Origin of the sequence: Bacillus sp. ISL-78, assembly GCF_018613455.1 — a bacterium.
In the GTDB taxonomy this organism is placed as follows: domain Bacteria; phylum Bacillota; class Bacilli; order Bacillales; family DSM-1321; genus Peribacillus; species Peribacillus frigoritolerans.
This window is the reverse complement of sequence record NZ_JAGGQC010000020.1, coordinates 19866-43704: the sequence shown is the minus strand read 5'-3', so window position 1 is coordinate 43704 and position 23839 is coordinate 19866. Positions and strand designations below refer to the sequence as shown.

Genomic DNA, 23839 nt, shown 5'->3' with positions numbered 1-23839 from the left:
GTGTTTTATTTGATTTAGGAGGCTATTTCCTCTGCTTTTTTCATGACAGTCATCCTTTTGCAAACGAATTTATACCCTTACATTATCAAATATTCCCAGACTAAAATCAACTTACAGGGAACTTTCTTTAACAATCCCCCCTCGCCCGTTCTATAGGGCATTAAGCATCACTATTTCTTATTCTTCTCAAATAACACAAGCACTGCATTAGAACTTCTTATCAAAAGGGGTATGGACAAGGTTGAGGATATGATATGCCCACATACTAAAATTCGTGCACCTATACTCAGCCTACATACAGTACATTAAAAGTTCATGGCCTAAAAAAAGAACATACCCTTCTTTAAAGGATATGGTTTGTGATATGGAGTTACTTTCATTACGGAACTGTAAAAGTGATTCTAATTTCATATGTTGTCGTACCAGTGATAGCAGCAATATTAACATTAGTAGAAGCAACAGGAAAGCGCCGGGATCTCCTGTTGGCCCTGTAGTTCCACTAGCTATCGCAACTTTATGAAATTTGTAACAACAGTGAAACTGCACAAATCCTTTATACTTGTAAAATATCCAGCGTCCTCCTAAAAGAGGGAAATATCATCTGTATTTTTTATTTAGTCTAAGGATAATCAATATTCTTACGATTAAAAGATCAAATTACCTTTCAAAAAGCAAAAAAGCTAATCCCTTGGCGTTCAAGGAATCAGCTCTTTTCCTTTTTTTCAATACTCTGAAAGTATCTGCGGTTATAGTCGATGGAAGGGTGATCCGGAAAGTATTCAGCAGCTAACTCATTATGCCTTTTTGCTTCCTCTAGCTTGCCGATGCGGTCAAAACATACGCAAAGCTGAATATGCGGCAACCATGTGTAACAATTCCGCTCGATAAAAGGGCTTTTTGTTTCTGGTATTTCTATTCGCGTCGCCAAATTGTACCAGAATATGGAGCGTTCATATTCATGCTGCTCCATATGGATGAATCCGAGCCTGCAGCATATTTCCCCTCTTGGTGTATCGTACTCGAAAGACTTTAAACAGCTCTGAACAGCTGAACTCCAATCTTTTAAGTGAATATAACAGTCCGCCAGCTTGCCGCAGGCTTGAATGTTATCCTCGCTCCATCCTTTACCCTCATCAAGAAATTTACGATACCACTGGATGGCTTCATCATATAAACCATGGTCATTGCATTCATTCGCATAGTAATATTTGTCGCGCGGTGAAAAATCCATTCCGGATTGAAGGGACTTCTTGTAAATTCTCAAATTACGATCATTAAAGCTTTTTTCCTTTTTATGATGTATGGCAATATCCGATTGAAATGTGAGTCCGGTCACTTCAAGATACTCATGAACGAATCCTATCCAATTGAAGTTCTTCTCCCGTTTTACGAGTCGGTTCCGCCTGGAACTGAAGCTGGGGTTTCCATTCCCATCAAAAGAAAGATGATAAAACATCATGACAGAATCGAAGTGAGGAGGAAGCTCTTTTTTCAGAGTTGCAAATTTCTCCTTATTCTCTTCTGTTAAAATATCATCCGCATCAAGCCAGAGTATATATTCTTTTGTCGCTTTAGAAAAAGCGAAGTTTCTCGCCGCCGAAAAGTCATCGATCCATTCAAAATCATAAACATGATCAGTGAAGGCTGAGGCAATTTGTTTCGTGTCATCCTTTGATCCTGTATCAATGATAATCATTTCATCGACCAGTTCCCTAACAGAAGCAAGACAGGTAGGAAGGGAATCTTCTTCATCCTTTACAATCATGCATAAGCTAATTGAAATCCCGCCCATTAAACCACCTCCAATAACAGCATATTAGTTCCTGCCTGCTATAATGTCTGGATTTAGGCTGATCTAATTAATTTCAAGTCATGACAAGGAAAATCGTCATTGCAGGAAATTTAAGATTTTTTTGCAAATGCATTTTGTTATAATTCCTTTGCTGAAGAACCCTAATCTGTTTAAAATTTTGTTTTTACATCAAATGTATGATTTTGTTAAGACCGTACATTCAAAAGGCCGCAAATTGGCGACCCTCTATGGCGCTAAAGCCCGCGTTCGTTTAAATACAATAATTAACAGACTTAAACTAATTTCTTCTTTTTATTTGGCTATATTAAACGATTATGTTGATATTTGAAAAAACGAACTGTTGTTCTATATCAAAAGTGATTGGGCAAGGACGTATCGTAAAATCTCGCTTAGAGAAAGCAATCGGCTCCAAGTTATCTAAATCGAATACCCTTTGTACAGATGCTTGGCGGGCTTTCAAAACCTATGCAAAAGTTAAAGGATTAGAGCACTATCCCTTCAAATCAGATGGGAAGGAACGTGTAAAAGGGCTTTACCATATCCAAAATGTCAATAACTATCACAGCCGTCTGAAAGGTTGGATGGACTGTTTTAATGGTGTGGCAACAAAATACCTCGACCAGTATTTGAGTTGGTTTCAATTTCTGGATTTAATTAGATTCCGTAATGATTCTACAACGGTAAGCAAAATGGTTATTGATAGCTGCTTGTTATCCACCGATGCTACTTATGATAAATTAAGACTATCGACATTTAAGTTATAGCTTGCCTTAAAAATAACCTAAGTAGGAGGGAAGAAATTGAAAAAAGATTATTTCGTTCAAAGCTCACACGATAGCATAATAAATGATTTTGCCCTTCCCAAAGATATATTTAAATCAATCAATGTTGGAATTAGAGACATAGAAACTGACTTTCTTTTTACGTTGATTCAAAATATGAGCTTTCCTGTTTTCTTTGTGCTGGAACCTGTGATTTTTGAACACATTGAAAGGATTATTTTAGAAAAGAGAATCCCTTCCTACAAATTTGCTTCTGACGGTTTTATTATCAAAGTTGATTCGGTTGACATACTAGAAGTAATTTGTGATTGTACGGTTGATTTAGTTTTAAATGGATTGAGCGTGTTTATTTTCTTTGGACAGGGACTTTCTGAAGGGAATTTAGTTCCAACAAGAAGCTGGGATAAACCTATTGAATTTAAAAACCTTGATTTTGAAAAGGTCGATACATTTATTGATGTACACGAGGTTGGACTTACTATATTTAGTAAGAATGACAAATACAACTCCCCTAGAAAAGTTACACACTATATATCGGAAGCCTACTCGCTTGATTTGGAAAACAGTGACATTTGATGGGCGGATTAGCTTAAATAGAATATAAATCAAGGACCTGATTTGAGGTCCTCAATTTATATTCTTTTAGCAACAATATTATTTAACAGAGCCTTTTATTTAAATAATAATACGTATTTTCCTTATACTTGCGCATATTAAAAACAATAAACATTGAAAGCGAGATGGATACGTATTGTCTAAACAAGGGATGCAAAACAAGGATCAAACGAGAAAGCAAATCGAGAAACAGGATAAAAGAAATGATGTAGAACTAGGTAATGAATTTCAAATTGGAAACACAAGTTCACAGAGCTCAAAAAAAAGTGGACGTCAAGTAAATAAAAAATAACCCCGATTTTCGGGGTTATTTTTTCGGTTTATGAACTTTTTTAAAATGTTCCATTTATATTGGAGAATGACAACAATATCATATAAAGCCTATTTACCACTATTTCACATAAAGTTACTGCTGGATTATCTGAATAAGGTTGCCGCATGTATCATCGAAGACAGCTATTGTGCTTTCGCCCATTTTTGTCGGCTCCATCGTAAACTTCACGCCGTTTTCCAGTAGTCGTTTGTACTCTTTATGAATATCCGCAACGCCAAACATTGTTGCCGGGATGCCTTCGGCTACTATCTTCTTTTGATATTCCTTTGCGGCAGGATGCTCATTCGGTTCAAGTAAAAGCTCGGTACCATCATGATCGTCGGGAGAAACAAGCGTAATCCACCTGAATTTCCCCATGGGAACGTCATGCTTTTTTACAAATCCCAGCTTTTCGGAATAAAATTCCAGTGCCTTGTCTTGGTCTTGTACGAATAAACTGGTAACAATGATTTTCATAATCTTTTGCCTCCTTTAATATTTACCACGTTGGTGCTCTGCAAACAATTTGGCTCCAATCCGAAAAAACACACATGTGACAGAAGTCCTGTTCCGATTTTATAAAATTACTCTATCCATCCTTTCAGCAGGTTTTTAAGTGGTTCGTTGTTGAACATTAGTACTCGATATTTTCCCTTACGTTTTGATTTTACGAGTCCTGCATCTTCCAATGCAGCTAGATGTTTAGCGATTGCCTGTCGCGAAATGGCAAGGTCGTGCTTTGTAATGAGACGTACCGTAAGTTCATACAACGTCAGCTCGTTGCGTTCTGTTAGTTCGTCCAATATCAGCCGCCGAGTCGAATCGCCGAGTGCTTTGAATATAGCGTCTTTATCCCACATACACCGATTATAAGCAACTCTATGGTTGCGTGTCAATGAGCATAAGCAACTTTATGGTTGCGTGTCAATCGCACCTATTCCTGAACGAGAAAGCCAAAAATACATATGTTGATCTATTATCTCCATCATGAATAACCCCAACACTCATTCATCTCCAATAATTGCAGACAATTTAAGTATTGGTTTTAGTTTTTCATCTTAAACCGCCCCTTAAGTAACGCACTCCTTTAGATTCCTTACGCTCATACGGAAAGTGATGCATTGCCTTATCAGATTCCCCCCCTGCCTAATTTGGTACTAATGGACAGTTCTAATCATATTCTTATTAAAGAAAACAATAAGAAGGGGGGCAAAATCAGTTGATAAAAGTGAAAGTTGGTTTACGGCCCATTGTAAGTAAGATAAATTTACCTACTGTTTTGAAAACGACTATACTTCCGGGTGACTCCATTGAAAGATTATTTATTGCAACCCAGGTAGGAGAGATTTTTTACATAGGAAACGGAGAGATAAGGACTTTTTTAGATATTCGCCCGCGAATCCTAAAACTAGGTGCTTCTGGTGGCGGATATGATGAACGGGGATTGCTGGGGCTGGCGTTTCATCCCGAATTTTATTATAACGGTTTGTTTTATCTCCATTATTCAGTGGCCGGAACACAAGGACCAGGTGCTCTTTCTGAATCTTTTAAGCCTGACCCGTGTGATCCCAAAACATTAAACCTAAGGTGGATGAATAGAGAAACTAAATATGACCATATTGATACAATTGAAGAATGGATTTTACAAGCGAATGGTCAACCCAAAAAACGACGGACTTTACTTAACTTAAGAAGACCATTTTTAAATCATAATGGGGTCAATAGTTTAAACTTTTCACCTGAAACAGGAAAACTTGTTTTAACAACCGGAGATGGCGGATCAGGCTATGATCCATTTAACTTAAGCCAAGATGATCTCGAAATCGCTGGTAAAATAATTGAAATGGATGTAGGTAAGAATCCATACATCAATAACCCACCCATTGTCACTCGTTTTAATGAGCTTCCCACACCCATTCAGGAAACGCTCATGGTAATGGCCAAAGGGGTGCGCAATATACCAGGCATTTCATTTCAAAGGTTTTATAATCAGTATATTAAATATGCGGGAAATGTCGGCCAGAATTTGGTCGAGTCGATTTTTTCATTCGTTCAGTATAAACCAATACCGGTTACTGAGCTTGTTCAAGCTCCTTTCATGAATTCTCAGCCTGACAAAGAAGGGTTTATTAACTTGGGCTGGCGAGGCTGGGAAGGTGCTTTTCCTGCATCAATTATAAAAAGGTGCACGAATAATCCGGCTTTGGATGAGAAAACCATTGCTTATTACAATGAAGCAGCTGCGCTTTCAGGGAGCCGTCTTCAGCCTTTGACCAGTTATTTCCATGAAGATTCCAGACCCGATAAGTTTGGAGGAACTGCACTTACAGGGGTGCAAGCCTATATGGGGGAAAGAATCCCTGCTTTGACAGGAAGCGTTGTGTTTACCGATCTTGCCCGGAAAGAATCTCAACCTCAGGTAAGAGGGGCTTTAGCTTATACCACCGTAAGACCAAATGGTGAACAAAATGATTTTAGTGTGATACAGACCGATTATGATTTTGGGTCTCAATCAGCTTATTATGTTAATTTGGGAACGAACCTGGATCAAACCAGATTATATTTAGGGGTTTATGGCTCTATGAAAGTAAAGGATTTTAACCAAGGTACGATTTTTGAAATCGTTGAAGCCTAAATATATGATTCTACTTAATCATGGTAATTTGATTTAATGAATCGAAATTAAAATCATTTTTAGTCTTTTAAAAATGATTAAAGCAACTTCAACCCAAAACCAGCTATAAATGAAAGCTAATAAAAAGGCAGTTATCAGAAATGAATAGGAAACAGACACGGCTGGACCTAAAACCGGAAAGTGAAAAATAAATAGCAGACTCATAATTCCTGACATTAAAAGAATGGCACCAGCAGCAATAACACTTACTCTCTTCCTTAAAAAAGAAAAAGATGCCCCTATGCCAAGTCCCAACAATCCTGTTGTAAAAAGAAATACAATGAGTTCAGTTGGCTGTAGGATGAATAACAACATAATTGTCAAAAGGTAGGACACCACTCCAAATGGAATGGAAAGCATCGAACCTAACAGAATAGGTGCAGTGGCTAGCGGACTTATAAAATATCCGATACCTGGTAAAAAGCCTGGAGCAGCCTGAAGTATGGCAGCAATGCAAGCAAAAATGGACACTAAAATGAGCTTCATCGTTTTTTTATGTTTATTGAATATGATTTGAAATAAACGAACCTCATCAGAAATAGGTTTAAAAAAATACACCTTTCCACCTCTTTCTAAATGGTTTATACGTTACCATACATTATATTTGCCATTCATTAGAGGTGGAACCATTATTCATGATCCAACACCCATATCCTGAAATGAAAAATGATTTTCCTTTGTCTAATAAAAAAACAAGGCCATATTTGGCCCTGCCTTTTATTCGACAATCACTTTTCCAACCATTCCTTCCTGGAAATGGTACCGGCATATCAGTTCATATGTACCCGGCTGTTTCGGTTGCACGGTAATGGTTCTTTCTTTACCTGCCTGGACCTCAGCGTCAATTCCGAGCTTTTCCACTGTGAAGGTGTGCTCTTTCTTACCTTTGTTTTTCAAAATCAACGTTGTGGCTGTTCCATTCGGAATAGTGATGACTTCCGGATTAAAGAAATCATCGTTCAAGTCGACCTCAATCGATTTCACCGCAGGTTGAGCTACAACACGGGATTCGGCAGATACGCCGAATGATCCTAGAGATGTCACAACTACAACCGTTGCAAGCGCAACGACCAACCCCGTTACCCACTTTTTCACTGACATTCGCAATCCCTCCTTCCCTTACCCTATCTTTTTCTAATTCATAAAATATTATTACTATTAATTTGGTCGCAGTGCGCTTTCAAATAAATGAAAAGAAAAAGACCGCCATTAATGACGATCTTCTGGAGTCCAATCTTATGATTTTGCAATGGTCTCATTGTCCTTTTTGACATTTTACCATTATAAATATAAATGGAAGGAAATACACTCTCCATTCTTTCCAAGCTTTAAGATAGCCACTTAAGTCACGCGGATGAACTCTAATACAAACGCCTATACGTGTGGTGCATATGCATGAATTTTTGTGGTTTCACTTTTTCATGTCTCATTAAACTTTGAACCCCTTCTAGAGGCGCCCATGAATCTATTATGCTATGCTATTTATAGACTTACAAAGGGGGAATTATGCACATGTCATTTTTTGACAAAACGAAAGCCAGCATCGGAATCGGTGCGGCTAAAGTGGATACAAGATTAGAAAAAGATTCATACAAACAAGGAGAAACGGTAAAAGGGAACGTGTTTGTCCTTGGCGGAAACACCCAACAGGAAATCAATGGGCTGCACATCCATGTGATGACACAGGTTTTGAGGGAACAGGATGACCGTAAGTATTTAGATGATGTTACCCTTTACAAAATAAAGGTTTCGGATGCATTCGTCATTGAAAAAGGCGAAGAAAAGGTGATTCCGTTTTCCTTGCAACTTCCGTACGAAACGCCAATCACGATAGGGGACGTGTCTGTGTGGATGAAGACGGAAATGGATGTGACGTTCGCATTGGACCCTAAAGATAACGATTATATAAACGTATTGGGAAATGAAACAGTCAGTAGCTTCCTAAAAGCAATCGAATCATTAGGGTTTTACTTGAACAAAGTGAAAAATGTACCCTTCAAACGTAGCAAAACGGGTGTCTTTCAGGAATTCGAATACAAGCCAAATAGCGGTCCATTCCAAAGAAGCCTTGATGAAGTTGAAATCGGATTCGTCGCGGACGCTCGATCCGTAGATTTATTCATCGAAGTGGATAGAAAAGCAAGAGGACTTTCTGGCTTTTTGGAAAGTGCAGCAGGAATGGATGAATCCAAGATCCGAGTGCAATACAAACATTTCCAAAAAGAAAGTGTAGAAACAGCTAAGCAAGAACTGATGGATATACTATCCCGTTATTCTCGATAAATTGGATTTGCTTATCTGCCTTATATAAACCCCATACATCAGTTAAGGTCATACCTGTTTCTCTCCAATCTATACCATATTAATAGACAGTATAGACAAAAGAAGAACTATTATCCTAGATTAGCAGGTTTTCCATTAAACAATAACACCTGTTAGTTAAAGAAGAAAAACTGCCTTAAGACAGCTCCGACCTTCAGCTAACGCACCCTTTAAAGGAGTTGCCCCAACAACTCCTTTAAGAACAAAATTTATTTATTAATCACTAATAATACTGTTTTTATTTTTAAAGTAAAGAAAAAAATTAAATATGCTTAACCCTAAAATTATAAGAAACAAATATGAGGAAATAACATCTCCTCCTAAATTTAATTCATCAGCTATGTATCCTATAATAATAAGATTAATACCAGAAACAATTATTGAAATTATTGAAGTAATACTAACTGTGAATCCATTAACGAGGTTGCTCCGTTTCTTTTGAACCAATAAAATAATGGTAATAACAATTAAACTAATTATAAAGGTTATAAAAACTAATCTTAAAAAATCGTATATTTCCAACCCTTCCATAGTCATTCCCCCTATTATCCTTTTCCTGTTAATTTTACCACAAGAAAAAGCTGCCTTAAAAACAGCTTTGAGCTTCAGCTAACGCACCCTTTAGTTTAAATCCTTTACAACCCTGTTGTTGGAAACGATCTCCATCTTGAGGGGTCGCAAGATATTTAATAATAATCAATAACCTTTTGTGCACAGGTTGCAAAAGAACCTGTTTGAGGACGGAACAGGCAGCCGTAGCCTACGCTATGGCTTTTTTATTTTCCCTCAAACTTTTTTGGCTGTACTTTCTGTCTTTCTATCACCCATTACAAACAAAGTACGTGCATAATAATTCTGTTTGGCTTGCCCGTACTGCCACTCAAACGTAGCCTCCTCTATCCTCGCCGTAGTTTTTTATATACTCGGTGAAGTCTTTCCTTGGATGTTTAGCTACATAATCCGGCTCCCGAAAAATAAACATATACTGAATGATATTTGTGACCAGATTAGAAAGGAGAAATAGCTTTGACAAAATATCGGATCATGTCCTTTGATGGAGGCGGCACTTTAGGTGCTTTAAGTTTACAACTTTTGAACAGACTGGCTCGGCAAAACCCAAAATTAATTAGTCGAACCAATGTTTTTTCGGGAAATTCAATCGGTTCATTCACTGCCCTTGCTTTAGCAAGTGGAAGATCGCCGAAGGAGACACTCCAGTTTTTTAAGGATAAAATCCTGCCGGCTTTCAGCGTTTCCCGACCAGGTGGACCTGTTTTTAACCAACAATTGCCATATTCTGGTTTCATTAAAGCTGTACAAACATTTTTCCCATCAGATCTTCTCCTCAAAGACTTAAAAAGACGAATTGTTGTACCTGCATTTCATTTATTTTCACCGGAGCTGAATCGTTGGACTCCTGTGTTATTCCACAACTTTCCTGGATCTCCCTATTTAAATGAGAAAGCGAGTGATGTAATACTGCGGAGCAGTGGTGCTCCAGCGACGCAACGAGCCTATCAAAACTACGTGGATGGGTATACAGTAGCAACTAACCCCAGTACAGCCAGTATCGCATTTGCAGTGGGGAAAGCCAAACAGCCGTTGGATCAAATTGCGTTATTATCCATTGGAACAGGTGAAGAGCCGACTCGATTAAGAAGAGATACGAAGGGGTGGGGGATGGTAAGTGCAGATAACATACGTCCCGAAAATATGAAGAACCTTCCCCCCAATTGGGGAGTCCTTTTGGACCGATCTCCCAATGAACCCTTACTGCCATTTCTTCAGATTGTCGCTAGTGGATCCGGTTACTATGAATCCATGGTCAGTTCCCAGCTTCTAGGAAATCGTTTTTTTCGGTTAAATCCACGGATCCCTAATTTCTCCAAAACGGATCCTTCTGTGGTTCCAGCTCTCATTTCAATTGCTAACAAAACAAATTTAAATCCCGCAGTTCAATTTATAGAGAAAAACTGGAATTAATAAAGTCATCCCATAAATCTGTTTGAATTTTGATTTTTATTCCAAGCATTCGGATTTTTTACAATAAAAACAGCCAGAACCTGGCTGTTTTTATTAATTCAGTTCTTCTTCAACTAAACTCTCTACTAATGTAAGGAAAATATTCCAATGTAATCTCTTTAATCGAACAACCTGCCCCGTTACTTTAAGTAGAAATATTCACAATATTAATTTACACAAATATCATCCATTTTCCTTTAAATTAGAAGTTTTTTGTGTAAATGGGTTTAGTAATTATAATAATAGGGTATTTATTATTTGGCATATTTAAAAAAAGGAGATTAAATTATGGATTTGTCACTTGATATATATAAATTAATGAAATTCATCGAAGAAAATAACGAGGATTTTGAAGATTCATTATTAAACGAAGCATCTAATGTGAAAGACAAAATTGAAGAAATATTAATGGTCGGTAATATTGACCTGATAAATAATGCCCGTAAGCTGGTTCGATACATTATTGAGGGTGAAGAACAAGAGCTTAAATCATTTGCTAAACAAGAAGGTATAGCTTGGGCGACACACGAAATACCATTAACTTTCAAATTAGAGTGGGTGCAAGCCATTCGAAGAACTTTGTGGAAGTTCCTACAAGAATATAACGAGGTAACGAATCAGGTTATAAATGAAGACTTTTTTTCGGTAGAAAAACAAATAAACAATCAAGTAGACAGGTTTTTAAATGTTTTCTTTATCACATATTCTCAATACAAAGATTCATTGATAATGGCTCAAAGAGAATTGGTCGAAAATCTTTCTGTGCCAATTATCCCAATAACACCCACTATATGTATTTTGCCTTTAATTGGTGCGGTTGATCTTTACCGAACGAATATTCTAGAGGAAAAAGTTTTAATAGAGATTGGAAAATTACGTATTCAAACATTGATTATGGACTTATCTGGAATTATGGAAATGGAGACTGAGGTAATTGATCATTTAATGAAGATTATTGAAGGCACTTCATTAATGGGATGTACCACTGTGATTACCGGGTTAAGAGCTGAAGTGGCTAGCAATATGATACGCTTAGGAATGAGATTAAATGAAAAGGCACAAACATTAGGAACTTTACAACAAGCGTTGAATAAATATTTAAAAAGTTAAATACGGAGAATCTTAGGAGAGGGTCGCTTTGCCGACTCTTTTTCCTTATTCTTATATTCTGACCAACTGTCTAAATATTTTTCCTGCCTAGCAGTTACATCTTTGTATAAAAAGTATAGTTAAGTATTTAATTCAACACCAATTAATTCGTTTTCTTCTTCAACTAACCTGTCCTATAGTTCCATACAAAAAAGCTGCCTTAAAGACAGCTCCGATCTTCAGCTAAACCACCCATTAGTTTAAATACAGTTCTTCATATACTAACTTGTGAATAAGAAAAAGAAGTGTCCCTGCTGCCTTCATAGCCTCAATTCAAGCCTCCTATAGTTTAAATGTAACTATTCACAAATATCCATGTTTATTCATGCCCTATTTACATATAACGATCGATAATTTATAGTTTGCATACTTGTTTAACTCTAATAAAAATTGATTTAACGCTTCATTACCTGGAAACCTGCACTCCAAAAGATAACAGCTATCTCCACTGATTTTATAATTATTGATGACATACCCCTCCTTTGTTTGGATAAATGAGAGATAAGGTTGATGATGTGTACCTTCTATATAGATATTGATAAAGGCATACGTAAAGCACCCTAATTTCGCTTGATTTACTTTAATGCTATAACCCTCAATAACCCCATTGTCCTCTAATTTCTCCACTCTAGCTGCGGCTGCTGGTCCTGTTAAGTGAACTCTCTCCCCTAATTCTTTCATCGTAATCCGGCTATTGCTACATAACTCCTCTATAATTCGCTTATCTGTTTGATCCATCTGAACGTCAACTCCTTTCAAAAATAAAGTCAAACGCCTAAAACACTTTAATTTATCTGTGTATTTGAATCCTGCTCATATTATACACTTAACACTGTTAGTGAACACATGAAAAGAAAGGGAGTTGTAAAGATGAAGATTACACAAATTCGAAATGCAACGATAGTTGTAGAATATGCAAATAAAAAGTTTTTAATTGATCCTATGTTAGCAGAGAAAGGTACGTACCCGTCTTTCCCTGGTACGATTAGGCAAGATCAAAACAATCCTTCAGTGAGTTTACCAACCTCTGCTGTAGATATTATTAATGGAGTTGATGCAGTCATTGTGACTCATTTACATTTAGACCATTTTGACGAAGCAGCACAGAGACTATTACCAAAAGATATTAAAATGTTCGTTCAAAATGAAGAAGATGCAATGGAAGTCCAAAATACCGGTTTCCAAAATGTAGAGGTATTAACAAAGGACACTGTCTTTGAAGGCATCCAATTAGTTAAAACAAGAGGCGAGCATGGAAGAGGAGAAGAACTATTAAAGCGTATGGGGGAAGTATGCGGCGTTGTCTTTAAACATCCAAGTGAAAAAACATTGTACGTAGCTGGTGATACAGTCTGGTATGAAGGTGTACAGGAAGAATTGGATATCCATAAACCAGATATTATTGTTGTCAATGGCGGAGATAATCAATTGATGGAATATGGTTCTCTCATTATGGGAAAAGAAGACATCCATGAAGTACACAAGGCGGCTCCTAATGCTATGGTTATTTCTGTTCATATGGAAGCTGTTAACCATTGGACACTATCTAGAGAAGAATTAAAAAACTTTAGTAAAGAAAAAGGATTCTCAAGTCATATTTTAGTACCAGAAGATGGTGAATCCTACAAATTTTAATATGACCACCGAAAAATAATGTCACGTTCCTATTTAAAAATAAGAAATAGAAGAAGCTCATAATTATCGAAAATTTAATTATGAGCTTCTTCTAATGACGATATAAATGAAATGTTCCAAGATGACAAAAAAACATGATAAGCTACAACGATATTTCGTTAGGAGGTAACGTTCATGACAATGTCAGCAAAAGATATAAATACCTCAACACAGCAGCCTATATGGGTGCAAGAATATATTGATTCACCAGAAAGACAAATACAGCTTTATAAGAAAACCTTAAGAATTTTGATTCTTTCACAAATCTTTGGGGGAGCAGGACTTGGAGCCGGTATAACAGTAGGAGCGCTTCTTGCACAAGATATGCTAGGGACTGAAAATGCGGCAGGAATTCCAACTGCCCTATTTACTTTAGGCTCTGCAGGAGCTGCCTTGCTTATTGGCCGGTCTTCACAACGTTTTGGCCGCAGAGCAGGACTTGCAGGTGGTTTCCTTGCAGGTGGGTTAGGTGCTATTGGTGTAATGATTGCAGCTTTAACCAACAGCATCCCACTTTTATTTATTTCTCTTTTTATTTATGGAGCTGGTACGGCGTCCAATCTACAAGCGCGATATGCAGGGACAGACCTTGCAACAGATAAACAAAGGGCAACTGCTGCAAGCATGGCCATGGTTTCCACTACCTTGGGTGCCGTTGTTGGTCCTAACTTGGTCAATAAAATGGGAGCATTTGCGGATTCAATTGGTGTTCCAACCTTGGCTGGCCCCTTTATCTTGTCAGCAGCTGCTTTTATCATTGCCGGAATATTTATCTTAATTTTTCTCCGTCCAGACCCTTTGGTTGTGTCCACGGCTATTGCGAATGCTAAGAAAAAAGACGATAACGCACAGACAGGGACACATTTAAAGAATGCTGCCATAAACAAAAAGGGTGTTGTTGTAGGGGCCGTAATTATGATTTTGACTCAATTTGTCATGGCAGCCATTATGACAATGACACCAATTCATATGGGACATCATGGTCATGGTTTGGGAGAAGTAGGATTAGTCATAGGTTTCCATATAGCAGCCATGTATCTCCCTTCACCATTGACAGGTATACTGGTGGATAAGCTTGGCCGTATTACTATGGCTGTTGCTTCTGGTGCTACACTCCTAACCTCTGGATTGGTGGCAGCTTTTGCACCCGTAGGTTCAATGCCACTGCTTACCCTGGCGTTAGTACTGCTAGGTTTGGGCTGGAACTTTGGTTTAATAAGCGGGACCGCTCTCATTATAGATTCAACACACCCATCTGTACGTGCAAAAACACAAGGATCAGTCGATGTACTATTTGCACTGTCAGGAGCAGCTGGTGGGGGGGTATCAGGAATGGTAGTCGCTCATTCTAGTTTTGCAGCATTATCACTTTCTGGAGCCATTCTGTCACTAGTGCTTATTCCTGTAGTTGTTTGGTCTCGGAAAAGTCCAAGCAAAGAGCTATGATAGAAAGGTTTTTATTAATACTTTATTTCTTCAATAGTTAGACTAATGTAGATATATAGTGAATTTAAAATCTAATTAACAAGGCAGCTTTCAGCAAGAAACTGAAAGCTGCCTTTATTCATATAGGAAGGTGACTTATATAAAACATCTTATAGATGGAAATAATCTTTATATTAATTTATAAGGGTTTACAGAAAGTTGACTTTTACCTAACTCAAATACGTAAATTATTATGCCTAACTTTAATGCACTTCATTTTTCCAAAGCCATATTGACGGATTCGATGGCATGTATGACAGCTGTATCGAATAATGGCACTTCGGAATCCTCGGGTTTTACTAGTAATCCAATTTCGGTGCAGCCTAGTATTATTCCTTCCGCTCCATCATCAACTAACCCCTTGATGACCTTTTTGTAATAATCCCTTGATGCTTGTTCAATTTCCCCTAAACATAATTCTTCATAAATCACTTTATTGATGACTTTTCTATCCTCATCATTTGGTATCAGGACCTTGATACCGTTAGTCTCAATCCGTGTTTTATAAAAGTCTTGCTCCATCGTATATTTAGTGCCAAGTAAACCAACGGTACTGATTTTGGACTTTTGAATTTGTTTTGCCGTTGAATCAGCAATATGCAAAATCGGTAAACTGACTTTTTCTTCAATATATCCAATCACTTTATGCATCGTATTTGTACAAATTAGAATCATTTCGGCACCTGCCTTTTCCAAAGACAGAGCTGCATCGCCTAATAATTCACCGGAGCTTTCCCAATCCCCTTCAGCTTGGCAGCGTTCTATTTCTTCAAAGTCCACACTATATAAAATGCACTTGGCTGAATGCAATCCTCCCAATTTGGCTTTTACCTCTTCGTTAATGATTCGATAATATTCCAACGATGACTCCCAGCTCATACCGCCAATAAGGCCAATAGTTTTCATGAACATTCCCCTTTTCATTTGAAGATAGCTTACTTATCAGTCGAAAAACTCCATATGTGCTTTTTCTTGTTTGTAGTAATCTATTCTATCTTGTAAAGTACCTGTATGAAACTCAAACTTATGGCCATCTGGATCAGTGAAATAAATGGACTTCTTATCTTTTTCATCTCTTGGACGTCCTGACAGGATGTTTACATTCAATCCGATTAGTTTCTCGTACATGTTCATAAAGTCGGCTTCTTCTATGGAAAATGCGATATGTGTGTACGATTGGCTTATTTCATTACGGGGAATATCTTTTTCTGCATTCAGGGCAATCCACATTCCATTCAAATCAAAATAGGCTGTGGTTCTCCCCTTAACTAATAATTTCGCATCAAAAACCTTTTGATAAAATTCTATGGAACTGTCTAAATCAGAAACTGAAAATAAAAAGTGATTCAAACCTTTTATAGACACATTACCACCTCATATTAAGGTTTCTTTTTATTCGCCATTAGACGCTTATAGAGAGGATACCCGAACATGTAATACCCGGAAAATGACAGCAGGATTAAGGATAAACCCGTCATTGTGAGGATACTGTATCTATACCAATCACCAAAGAAGGTTCCATCATGCAATGTAATGAGGAAAGTCGAGTAATCTGGATTTGTGGATAACACTTTTCCCGTACTCACATCCATTTGAACACCTTGACCGTTATTAAAGCGCACCTGGTACACATTTGCACTTGGTCTATATTCGATTCTAAAGATATCTTCAACCGAATCCGCCCCTGGTAGATCCTGAGACACAGCAATGGACACGACCTTCTCCATGGGTATCGCTTGATCTGGACTTGCCTCTTTCCCCGTCCTTAACTCATCTGCCACCCCGAGTGGTAACATATAAACAAGCACGAGACCCGTTACTGCGATGAACATGAAAAAGATGGATAAAACCAATCCAGTCCATTTATGTACTTTTCGGCTTAATTGATACAACTTTACAGATTTCGACAATGTCCCATCACGTCCCTTGACTATTTTTCAAAATAAATTTTTCTTCATGACCACCCTATTTTCATTTACAGCATAATCATTCTTCAGATAAAATGCTTCTGCAAGCCCGTCATTGGCCGTTAATAGATATAGACTTTTAATCTCTCTCTTCTGCAGTTCATCTTCTAAAGCTCGAAGCATTTTTGAGCCATGCCCTTTGCCTTGCATTTGATTATTCACACAAAGTTCTGCCAAATAAAACGTTAAACCTTGATCAGACACTTTACTATTTCCAGCAATGAAACCAACTGGTTTATGATCAATATGAAATAAAAAGCCAAGAAACTTAGGTGTATGCAATAAGTCGGAAAGTCTCTCTTTAGCCGTTTCATAGGTCCATCTTTCATTCCATGGTTCACGATTAAAAACGTTCATGTAGAGCTCGGTGCATAGCTCCAAATTCTCCAATGTCAGTGGTATCATTTCTGTCATTTTCATGCTTCCTTTCTATTTTCATTAAAATTTAGTATATTAATCCAAATTATATCTTATGTGAACTATCCTGTCCCTATAGGACCATAAAAGACGAGTAGCTTAAGAAGAAGAGCATACAATGAGCAGATTAGATAATTATGAGGTTCTAAAGAGAAATATGCTATTCCAGGCAGCATTAGAAACGAATAAAACCCGCTTTAGCTGATAATCCTGCCTTAGTGGATTATATAAAAAAAGATCGACCGGATTTTTACAGGTCGACCTTAGTTCATTGATAACTGTTTCATGAATAAAACTCTATCTTGATTATGTCCGTCATAGTCAGTGTGGACTGAAACACCCTCAATGAATGTATCTCCCTCTCCCATTTCAAAACCCATCTTGATATGATAGGCGATTGAAGATTTGTTGACCGGAGACGTTACACAACGGACAACATTGCGGCCATTTTGATAAACGACATCGAAAAATCGATTATATAACTGTCTGCCGATATCATTTTTTCTGTATTCAGGATGCACTCCGACAAAGTGAATATAAGCCTCCTCAGGTTGAGATTGAGATAAAATCCCTATTAGGAAACCGACTATTCCCCCTTCCTTTTCGGCTATGAAACTTGTATTTGTAAAATGATCAAAGAATAATTTCGGTAGCATCTCAGACATTTGCCTTCCGCCCCACCATTCATTGATTAACGGCGATATGGCATAGTAATCTGCCCCTTTCACTGAACGAATTTCCATCCTTCTCCTCCTTTAATCATTAAGGTCATTTTCACGAAATTCATTCAATCATTAACATACCGCGTTAGTTCACTATCTTTTCATACGCTAAAATTGCAATTCCACATATTAAAGAAACGCCTAAAAATGATAAAACATAAAAATGAGGGGGCGTAACACTCACAAACTCTACCTCGTTTTGAAGGTTTCCTACCTTCACCCATGCATTATCACTATCCGGTTTATAGTTTTTTGTTTTTATATACCCGACTAACATCATAACGACTACATAGAATATATGAATGGAAATTGAACCTATAATTGCTTGAAGAACCACTTTCATATTGCCCCTCCTTTTTTACTCATTTTACCATATTATTACATCAAAAAAGGAGCTGCTGATCAGCTCCTGGTAATGAAGTAAAGCACCTGTTAGTTCATAAAGAAAAACGATTCCTATTAAGAATCGCCCTTTAGTGAAAGATTGATTAACCCGCGATTCATGGCTTAACTTCCTCAAAAGCTTGAGTTTGTACAGGATCGATATGACTGTCAATGTTCATATGCAGTATATATCGAATACTCTACTTCACCTGAGATATTTAACAACCCATTTTCTCACAACTCCATAGCCATTAAATTCTCAAAAGAAGGTGGAGGATTTTTCTTGGACACATATTCCTTCAACAATAATTCCCTTAAACCCCTTTTTAGCAGCTAATTTAATACCTTCCTGCAACATATACGTACCAATATCCTGACCTTGTTTATTAATTGCCACCGAAACTGGTGATAACATCACTATTTCATTTTCATACCTATCACTAATTGGAAGTTTTGAAAGGATAAAGTACCTATAATCACTCCTTCATCCTCAACAACTACATCAAGCGGTGGAATATAATAGGGTTTTTCCCGAATCTCTCTTACCAAAGCTTTTTCAGCTAATCCATTTGAATAAGTAGTATTTTTGAATACCTCATATACAAAGTCTTCACTAAAACCATATTCTTCTTTTTTTACTGGTCTTAACTCCATTAATACACCTCCACCATCTTTGTTCTACAGATTCTGAAATCATTCCAGAATTTTTCATCATCTGGCCCAATTGTTGAATTAAGGTCAAACAGCACGCTTCTGCTATCCTGCCCCTTTAGTTGCATAAAGAAAAAGCTGCCTTAGAGACAGCCCGATCTTCAGCTAAAGATTAAATTATTTAAAACACCTACGAAAATACATCCTGTGATTAAAATCGACCAGCCTGCTTTTTTTGTTACAGATTTTTGAAGAATTTTGATTTTAGATAAAGTAAAATCAATGCCCAAAACTAGAACGACAATATACAATAAATTAAACCAATAAGGTTACCCATTCTATCAAGATAAGGACTTAGAAAGAGTATGACACTAAAAATTGTCATTCTGTAGGCAACATGTTCCCACTTCAATTTTTTTAACCACCTTATGATTAATGTTTCATTATCATCTCCATTATAATACGAGTCACTTAATCAGCTATAAAGGAGTTTTTCACCTTATTCCTTCAAGTCTTTGTTCAACTATGGGTTTAGCAATCTTTACCGGCAACATTCCAGCATTCAACCAACTTCAGATCAAAGTTTAAAGTTGGACTGTTTAACCTAAAAATGCCCCAAAACCTAATGGCTTCGGGGCATTTTATTAGTTAAGCCTTGAAACGGGATATCATCCCTTGCAATTCCTCGGCCAATCTGCTCAAGGAACTCGTTGCATTCGAAACCTCCTCAATCGAGGCCAATTGCTGCTGACTGGCAGCTGCTGCCGTTTCAGTGCCAGCAAGTGTTTCCTGTGACCCTTCAGCAATTACTTCTATGGTTTGCTGCAGTTCTTCGAAACCATTCCTAATAAACTGGGTGGCTGCTGCCACTTCTTGAATCTGGGATGTTACCTGTTCTATTAAAATTAAAATTTCTTTAAAGTTTGTAACCGTTTCTTCTGAAAGCTTTATTCCAGAGTCCACATTCTCTCTTACAATATGAATATTATTGACGGTCTCGTTTGATTCATTTTGGATGGTTGAAACAAGCTTATGGATATTATTTGCAGATTGACTGGTTTGATCGGCTAATTTCCTAACCTCTTCTGCAACAACTGCGAATCCCTTGCCATGCTCCCCGGCTCTAGCAGCCTCGATTGCAGCGTTTAATGCAAGTAAATTCGTCTGTCCTGAAATATCAGTAATTAGCGTGGAAATTTCCTTAATTTGTGTCGCGCTAAATACTAATGAGGTGACCCCTTTATCCGCCCTGTCAACAGACAGATTGATGGATTTCATCTGCTCGAGCATTTCATTTACTGAGCTTTCACCGCTTTCGGCTTGCCCTCTCATATTTGATGAAACTTCTGCTACCTTTGATGTATTCGAAGCTACCGAAATGATGCTGTTTAGTGAATCAGTAACCGCCTTAAGGCTGTTAACTGTCAATCGGCTTTGTTCACTATTGTTTTGGGTTATCGCTTGCATCGTTTCCGAGATGTGATCCGATGTTACTATAGACTGTTCGGTACTGGCCGAAAGTTCTTCAGAAGCAGCTGCCACTTGTTCAGATGATATGCCAATTTGAGAAATCATTTGTCTAAGCGAGTCCACGAAGATATTGAACGATTTAGCCAGTTGACCAAATTCATTATTACCCGTAACCTCCATATGCTTAGTTAAATCAGCATCACCTGTGGCTATTTCCTCTAATTGGCGGTTTAACTTTCCAAGTGGAAGCAGAATTGACCTTAACAGCAAAATACATAATACAAGTCCAACTATCGATGAAGCGATAGCCAGGAAGAGAAAGGCTTCCCTGCTGAAATGAGAACTGCGTTCATTTAACGATTGTATTTGGGAAACATCAGTATGAAGGGCTTCCACCAACTCATCTACTGATGGATCCAGCACTTCTTTCCTAAGGGTTCTTTCTTCTCCAAAGTGTAAGTTTTTAGCTCTTTCAGAATCTTCTTTATAAATGCTAATTACCTGCTGGTTCATTTCCCAAAAATCATTAAAGTTTTCTTCTAGCTTATTTATATTCTCCCCGTATTTCCTTTCCTTATTAAGCTCCTTGATTTTTTCGATTTTCTTATGTACATCGTTTGCCTTTTTTTCCATCTCCTCCACAGATTGTTTATCCCCAGTTAAGATAAATGCCCTTTCATCATTCGACAAACCTGCCAGGCGATATTGAATTCCAATTACATTCTTTTGAATTTCCATCTTATCCTGAAGTATTGAATTTCTTTCAGATGATGCATCTATCACATAAACAGCAAAACTCCCCAGTATTAGAATGGTTCCAATAAGAATGGATACTGTAGTTATCAGCCTCGTTTTAATTTTCAATTCTGTAATCTCCTAAAATCTATAGATTTTTAACATTCACTCACCTTTATATCGGAGTTTCAGTTCATTTTTGAAGATTAAAAGCCTCGTGTATCAATAAAAATAAGCCGCCTTCATGGCAGCTCCCTCTTCAATCAATATAGATATATTGCTTAAAACTTCACGTAAGTATCGGCTCTGCCTTCGTCAAATACCTTGATTGCCCTTATCATATTAATATTTTAAGAGACCTCTCTTACATTCCCTTTAAAAAGTGTGCGTAACTTTTAATTTTATAGTAGATACAGTATCATTGATTTTACAAACAAAGACTAAATATTCTTACATTTCATCCTATTCCCTGCATTCCTTAACAGGCATAGGTAATGAGAAATTCCCCATAAAAATAAATAGGAGTGACTAAAGTGAAAGCACAAATCATTCAATCTTTTGGCGATCCATCCGTATTTCAGCTTGAAGAGGTTTCAAAACCCGAATTAAAACCTGGACATGTCCTTATTCAAGTCAAGGCTTCAAGTGTAAATCCTATTGATACGAAAGTCCGTGCTGGTGCAGTTCCAGCCGTTGCCCCCGAGTTTCCAGCCGTTTTACATGGTGATGTCGCAGGTTTGGTATCTGCAGTGGGAGAAGGAGTGACTGAGTTTAAAGTTGGCGATGAAGTGTTTGGATGCGCGGGTGGTTTTAAAGGTACCGGCGGTGCACTTGCAGAGTTCATGCTTGCAGATGCTGATTTACTTGCTCACAAGCCGAAAAAATTGACGATGGAAGAAGCCGCTTCTTTACCACTGGTTGCCATTACCGCTTGGGAAGCATTATTCAATCGGGCACATCTAGTCCCTAGTCAAGATATACTGATCCATGCTGCAACCGGGGGTGTAGGCCACATTGCCATTCAGCTAGCCAAATGGAAGGGCGCGACAGTCTATACAACTGCCTCTTCGCGAGAGAAGCTGGAGATTGGCACGCGCCTTGGGGCAGATGTAGCGATCAATTATCGAGAAGAAAACGTTCACGACTATGTACAAAAATATACAGACGGAAAAGGATTTGACGTTGTGTTTGACACGGTAGGGGGAGAAAACCTTGATCGCTCTTTTGAGGCGGCTGCGGTACATGGAACGGTGGCAGCCATTGCAGCCCGTTCGACTCATGACCTCTCCCCAGTGCATTCAAAGGGACTTTCCCTACATGTTACCTTTATGTTGTTGAAGATACTAAATAAAGACATGCATAAGCAATATGGAGAGATTTTGAAGAAGGTTGCCAAGGTGGTTGAGGAAGGTAAGCTGCACCCGCTTGTGGATCCAAACATGTTCACCTTTGATGAAGTCTCAAAAGCTCATGAGTACATGGAGTCAGGCAAGGCTATAGGAAAAATTGTTTTGAAAAATGATTGGTAATGAATAGGCACCTTAACAACTTTATGTTCATTTAAAACTAGACGGTACAGTGAAAATCTCTATAGATTCTCGCTGTACCGTCTGTTTTTATTTCTCCCTTCTCAGTAATCATCTTCTCCAAGATGACTGTTCGCAATTTTAAAAAAAGTCGCCAACCATTTGAGCGGCTCTATCAGTTTTTTAGTTTTGGCATTGAATGTGAATTTTAAAGATTGGCTTCAGGCGTCCTTTCTCCCAACTAAAAAGCGACGGCTAAATGCAGAAAGTTAATCATTAAAAAAGTCCTAAACTTTTGCTCTCTGCATTATAGTTTCCAACTCTCAAAATACCTATTTTTTACTAAAATATTCATATGTAAAATGTGGGTTTTCGTAAAGTACTCTCACCTTGTTTACACTTTAGAGAAGAAAAAACAAAAGGCAGCATATTTGCTGCCTTTTATTCAGGGTAGGTGAACTGTCCTAATATGATGAAGATTTAAATATACAGGTTCCTCCCTAGCCGTAATAAGTTCAACAAAATTATCTTCTATCTTATTAATTTGTCCAATAAAATTGGGGTTTTCTCCAATATTAAAAATAATTAAGCTACCGACCAGTTTTTCCACCTGTACGTCAAAGGTTCTTGCCAATGAAAGATTTGAAGGATGTACAGGAAGATCCTTATTACTTAAACCATAAGGAGTTTGGTTGTCTGTGTATGGGATTATCCACTTTAAATGAAATAAAGGTATATACATAGTCTTATAAACTGGTGAATAGAATTCAAAATAGTTATTCATCACCTTTGTTATATAACCGTGTAAAGGCTGGTTACCAGTTACGTATATTTCCGTGAACATCCCTTTCGCGGATAAAAGAGTTTTTCGTAGTGATAATTCTTCCTCAGCTTCAATTCCAGGTGAGTCTACAGGAAGGGAAATCTCCTCGTTTTCTGTGGTATTCACTTTGCAACTTTGAATATGAATTATTGGGAGATACACAAAATCCTTTCCATTAAAGATTACCACTACATCAATTCCAGTATCAACCAGTGTACCGAAAAAGAATTTCTTTCCGGAAATTTCCATTTTAATTGTTTCTCCTCTGAGCTTTTGTAAGTTTTTATTCATAATC

General features: G+C 37.6%; 26 protein-coding genes and 1 pseudogene. 10 read left to right on the top strand and 17 right to left on the bottom strand.

Annotated elements, in window-relative coordinates:
• Positions 1–703: 703 nt before the first annotated feature.
• A complete protein-coding gene (locus tag J7I96_RS18470; protein ID WP_214924275.1) occupies positions 704–1792 on the bottom strand; it encodes a glycosyltransferase in 1089 nt (362 codons plus the stop codon).
• A 371-nt stretch (positions 1793–2163) separates the two neighbouring features.
• Here J7I96_RS18470 and J7I96_RS18465 point away from each other — a divergent pair.
• The 3 genes and pseudogenes from J7I96_RS18465 to J7I96_RS18455 form a co-directional block, all read left to right on the top strand.
• A pseudogene (locus J7I96_RS18465) lies at positions 2164–2577 on the top strand (IS1595 family transposase); the annotation flags it as partial.
• A gap of 36 nt (positions 2578–2613) precedes the next feature.
• Positions 2614–3171: a hypothetical protein gene (locus J7I96_RS18460; RefSeq protein WP_214924277.1), complete on the top strand. Its 558-nt coding sequence runs from the start codon at positions 2614–2616 to the stop codon at positions 3169–3171.
• Between the two features lie 175 nt (positions 3172–3346).
• The gene (locus tag J7I96_RS18455; RefSeq protein ID WP_164468797.1) at positions 3347–3502 is read left to right on the top strand and encodes a hypothetical protein; all 156 of its coding nucleotides are present in this window, start codon (positions 3347–3349) and stop codon (positions 3500–3502) included.
• Positions 3503–3616: 114 nt separating this feature from the next.
• On the opposite strand, the gene J7I96_RS18450 is transcribed toward J7I96_RS18455, so the two are convergent.
• Positions 3617–4000 (bottom strand): VOC family protein, encoded by a 384-nt coding sequence (locus J7I96_RS18450; RefSeq protein WP_214924279.1) that lies wholly within the window; start codon positions 3998–4000, stop codon positions 3617–3619.
• A 107-nt stretch (positions 4001–4107) separates the two neighbouring features.
• Complete coding sequence (locus J7I96_RS18445; RefSeq protein WP_214924281.1) at positions 4108–4383, bottom strand: ArsR/SmtB family transcription factor; 276 nt, start codon at positions 4381–4383, stop codon at positions 4108–4110.
• Between the two features lie 359 nt (positions 4384–4742).
• Here J7I96_RS18445 and J7I96_RS18440 point away from each other — a divergent pair, with 359 nt between their 5' ends.
• Positions 4743–6158 (top strand): PQQ-dependent sugar dehydrogenase, encoded by a 1416-nt coding sequence (locus J7I96_RS18440; protein WP_214924283.1) that lies wholly within the window; start codon positions 4743–4745, stop codon positions 6156–6158.
• Positions 6159–6191: 33 nt separating this feature from the next.
• Here the strand turns inward: J7I96_RS18440 and J7I96_RS18435 are convergent, their stop codons facing one another.
• Both J7I96_RS18435 and J7I96_RS18430 read right to left on the bottom strand, forming a co-directional pair.
• On the bottom strand, positions 6192–6755 hold the full coding sequence (locus J7I96_RS18435; RefSeq protein ID WP_214924285.1) for a hypothetical protein: 564 nt from the start codon (positions 6753–6755) through the stop codon (positions 6192–6194).
• A gap of 159 nt (positions 6756–6914) precedes the next feature.
• Positions 6915–7298, bottom strand: coding sequence for a cupredoxin domain-containing protein (locus tag J7I96_RS18430; protein WP_214924287.1), 384 nt, complete (start codon positions 7296–7298; stop codon positions 6915–6917).
• A gap of 411 nt (positions 7299–7709) precedes the next feature.
• On the opposite strand from J7I96_RS18430, the gene J7I96_RS18425 reads away from it, so the two are divergent.
• Complete coding sequence (locus J7I96_RS18425) at positions 7710–8480, top strand: sporulation protein (protein ID WP_214924289.1); 771 nt, start codon at positions 7710–7712, stop codon at positions 8478–8480.
• Between the two features lie 255 nt (positions 8481–8735).
• On the opposite strand, the gene J7I96_RS18420 is transcribed toward J7I96_RS18425, so the two are convergent.
• Positions 8736–9050, bottom strand: coding sequence for a hypothetical protein (locus tag J7I96_RS18420; protein ID WP_214924291.1), 315 nt, complete (start codon positions 9048–9050; stop codon positions 8736–8738).
• Positions 9051–9545: 495 nt separating this feature from the next.
• Here J7I96_RS18420 and J7I96_RS18415 point away from each other — a divergent pair, with 495 nt between their 5' ends.
• Both J7I96_RS18415 and J7I96_RS18410 read left to right on the top strand, forming a co-directional pair.
• Entirely contained in the window at positions 9546–10502 is a 957-nt protein-coding gene (locus J7I96_RS18415; protein ID WP_214924293.1) for a patatin-like phospholipase family protein, read from the top strand.
• Positions 10503–10829: 327 nt separating this feature from the next.
• Positions 10830–11651, top strand: coding sequence for an STAS domain-containing protein (locus tag J7I96_RS18410; protein ID WP_214924295.1), 822 nt, complete (start codon positions 10830–10832; stop codon positions 11649–11651).
• A 369-nt stretch (positions 11652–12020) separates the two neighbouring features.
• On the opposite strand, the gene J7I96_RS18405 is transcribed toward J7I96_RS18410, so the two are convergent.
• Entirely contained in the window at positions 12021–12428 is a 408-nt protein-coding gene (locus tag J7I96_RS18405; RefSeq protein WP_214924297.1) for an Lrp/AsnC family transcriptional regulator, read from the bottom strand.
• Positions 12429–12560: 132 nt separating this feature from the next.
• Between J7I96_RS18405 and J7I96_RS18400 the strand changes: the two genes are divergently transcribed.
• Positions 12561–13325, top strand: a complete 765-nt coding sequence (locus J7I96_RS18400; protein WP_214924299.1) for an MBL fold metallo-hydrolase — start codon at positions 12561–12563, stop codon at positions 13323–13325.
• Between the two features lie 174 nt (positions 13326–13499).
• The gene (locus tag J7I96_RS18395) at positions 13500–14810 is read left to right on the top strand and encodes an MFS transporter (RefSeq protein WP_214924301.1); all 1311 of its coding nucleotides are present in this window, start codon (positions 13500–13502) and stop codon (positions 14808–14810) included.
• A gap of 252 nt (positions 14811–15062) precedes the next feature.
• Here the strand turns inward: J7I96_RS18395 and J7I96_RS18390 are convergent, their stop codons facing one another.
• The 9 genes from J7I96_RS18390 to J7I96_RS18355 form a co-directional block, all read right to left on the bottom strand.
• Positions 15063–15755 carry an aspartate/glutamate racemase family protein gene (locus J7I96_RS18390; RefSeq protein WP_214924303.1) on the bottom strand — a complete coding sequence of 231 codons (693 nt, stop codon included), beginning with the start codon at positions 15753–15755 and terminating at the stop codon, positions 15063–15065.
• Positions 15756–15791: 36 nt separating this feature from the next.
• On the bottom strand, positions 15792–16214 hold the full coding sequence (gene fosM, locus J7I96_RS18385; RefSeq protein WP_095392350.1) for a FosM family fosfomycin resistance protein: 423 nt from the start codon (positions 16212–16214) through the stop codon (positions 15792–15794).
• A 14-nt stretch (positions 16215–16228) separates the two neighbouring features.
• Positions 16229–16759 carry a PepSY-associated TM helix domain-containing protein gene (locus J7I96_RS18380; RefSeq protein ID WP_214924305.1) on the bottom strand — a complete coding sequence of 177 codons (531 nt, stop codon included), beginning with the start codon at positions 16757–16759 and terminating at the stop codon, positions 16229–16231.
• Between the two features lie 27 nt (positions 16760–16786).
• Positions 16787–17230 carry a GNAT family N-acetyltransferase gene (locus J7I96_RS18375; RefSeq protein WP_214924307.1) on the bottom strand — a complete coding sequence of 148 codons (444 nt, stop codon included), beginning with the start codon at positions 17228–17230 and terminating at the stop codon, positions 16787–16789.
• Positions 17231–17496: 266 nt separating this feature from the next.
• The gene (locus J7I96_RS18370) at positions 17497–17976 is read right to left on the bottom strand and encodes a GNAT family N-acetyltransferase (RefSeq protein WP_214924309.1); all 480 of its coding nucleotides are present in this window, start codon (positions 17974–17976) and stop codon (positions 17497–17499) included.
• Between the two features lie 64 nt (positions 17977–18040).
• Complete coding sequence (locus tag J7I96_RS18365) at positions 18041–18298, bottom strand: hypothetical protein (RefSeq protein ID WP_214924311.1); 258 nt, start codon at positions 18296–18298, stop codon at positions 18041–18043.
• Between the two features lie 300 nt (positions 18299–18598).
• Complete coding sequence (locus J7I96_RS28100) at positions 18599–18754, bottom strand: hypothetical protein (RefSeq protein ID WP_251029195.1); 156 nt, start codon at positions 18752–18754, stop codon at positions 18599–18601.
• 2 nt (positions 18755–18756) lie between these two features.
• Complete coding sequence (locus J7I96_RS28095) at positions 18757–18993, bottom strand: hypothetical protein (RefSeq protein WP_251029194.1); 237 nt, start codon at positions 18991–18993, stop codon at positions 18757–18759.
• 645 nt (positions 18994–19638) lie between these two features.
• Positions 19639–21324 carry a methyl-accepting chemotaxis protein gene (locus J7I96_RS18355; protein WP_214924313.1) on the bottom strand — a complete coding sequence of 562 codons (1686 nt, stop codon included), beginning with the start codon at positions 21322–21324 and terminating at the stop codon, positions 19639–19641.
• 404 nt (positions 21325–21728) lie between these two features.
• Here J7I96_RS18355 and J7I96_RS18350 point away from each other — a divergent pair, with 404 nt between their 5' ends.
• Positions 21729–22724: a zinc-dependent alcohol dehydrogenase family protein gene (locus J7I96_RS18350; protein WP_214924317.1), complete on the top strand. Its 996-nt coding sequence runs from the start codon at positions 21729–21731 to the stop codon at positions 22722–22724.
• Between the two features lie 442 nt (positions 22725–23166).
• On the opposite strand, the gene J7I96_RS18345 is transcribed toward J7I96_RS18350, so the two are convergent.
• On the bottom strand, positions 23167–23835 hold the full coding sequence (locus tag J7I96_RS18345) for a DUF2642 domain-containing protein (protein WP_214924320.1): 669 nt from the start codon (positions 23833–23835) through the stop codon (positions 23167–23169).
• Positions 23836–23839 lie beyond the last annotated feature (4 nt).

Excerpts from the sequence above, each read along its gene's own strand:
- J7I96_RS18470 (WP_214924275.1), bottom strand. The coding sequence starts at position 1,792 with ATGGGCGGGATTTCAATTAGCTTATGCATGATTGTAAAGGATGAAGAA.
- J7I96_RS18450 (WP_214924279.1), bottom strand. The coding sequence starts at position 4,000 with ATGAAAATCATTGTTACCAGTTTATTCGTACAAGACCAAGACAAGGCA.
- J7I96_RS18445 (WP_214924281.1), bottom strand. The coding sequence starts at position 4,383 with ATGTGGGATAAAGACGCTATATTCAAAGCACTCGGCGATTCGACTCGG.
- J7I96_RS18430 (WP_214924287.1), bottom strand. The coding sequence starts at position 7,298 with ATGTCAGTGAAAAAGTGGGTAACGGGGTTGGTCGTTGCGCTTGCAACG.
- J7I96_RS18425 (WP_214924289.1), top strand. The coding sequence starts at position 7,710 with ATGTCATTTTTTGACAAAACGAAAGCCAGCATCGGAATCGGTGCGGCT.
- J7I96_RS18420 (WP_214924291.1), bottom strand. The coding sequence starts at position 9,050 with ATGGAAGGGTTGGAAATATACGATTTTTTAAGATTAGTTTTTATAACC.
- J7I96_RS18410 (WP_214924295.1), top strand. The coding sequence starts at position 10,830 with ATGGATTTGTCACTTGATATATATAAATTAATGAAATTCATCGAAGAA.
- J7I96_RS18405 (WP_214924297.1), bottom strand. The coding sequence starts at position 12,428 with ATGGATCAAACAGATAAGCGAATTATAGAGGAGTTATGTAGCAATAGC.
- J7I96_RS18400 (WP_214924299.1), top strand. The coding sequence starts at position 12,561 with ATGAAGATTACACAAATTCGAAATGCAACGATAGTTGTAGAATATGCA.
- J7I96_RS18395 (WP_214924301.1), top strand. The coding sequence starts at position 13,500 with ATGACAATGTCAGCAAAAGATATAAATACCTCAACACAGCAGCCTATA.
- J7I96_RS18390 (WP_214924303.1), bottom strand. The coding sequence starts at position 15,755 with ATGAAAACTATTGGCCTTATTGGCGGTATGAGCTGGGAGTCATCGTTG.
- J7I96_RS18375 (WP_214924307.1), bottom strand. The coding sequence starts at position 17,230 with ATGACAGAAATGATACCACTGACATTGGAGAATTTGGAGCTATGCACC.
- J7I96_RS18370 (WP_214924309.1), bottom strand. The coding sequence starts at position 17,976 with ATGGAAATTCGTTCAGTGAAAGGGGCAGATTACTATGCCATATCGCCG.
- J7I96_RS18365 (WP_214924311.1), bottom strand. The coding sequence starts at position 18,298 with ATGAAAGTGGTTCTTCAAGCAATTATAGGTTCAATTTCCATTCATATA.
- J7I96_RS28100 (WP_251029195.1), bottom strand. The coding sequence starts at position 18,754 with ATGTTATCACCAGTTTCGGTGGCAATTAATAAACAAGGTCAGGATATT.
- J7I96_RS28095 (WP_251029194.1), bottom strand. The coding sequence starts at position 18,993 with ATGGAGTTAAGACCAGTAAAAAAAGAAGAATATGGTTTTAGTGAAGAC.
- J7I96_RS18345 (WP_214924320.1), bottom strand. The coding sequence starts at position 23,835 with ATGAATAAAAACTTACAAAAGCTCAGAGGAGAAACAATTAAAATGGAA.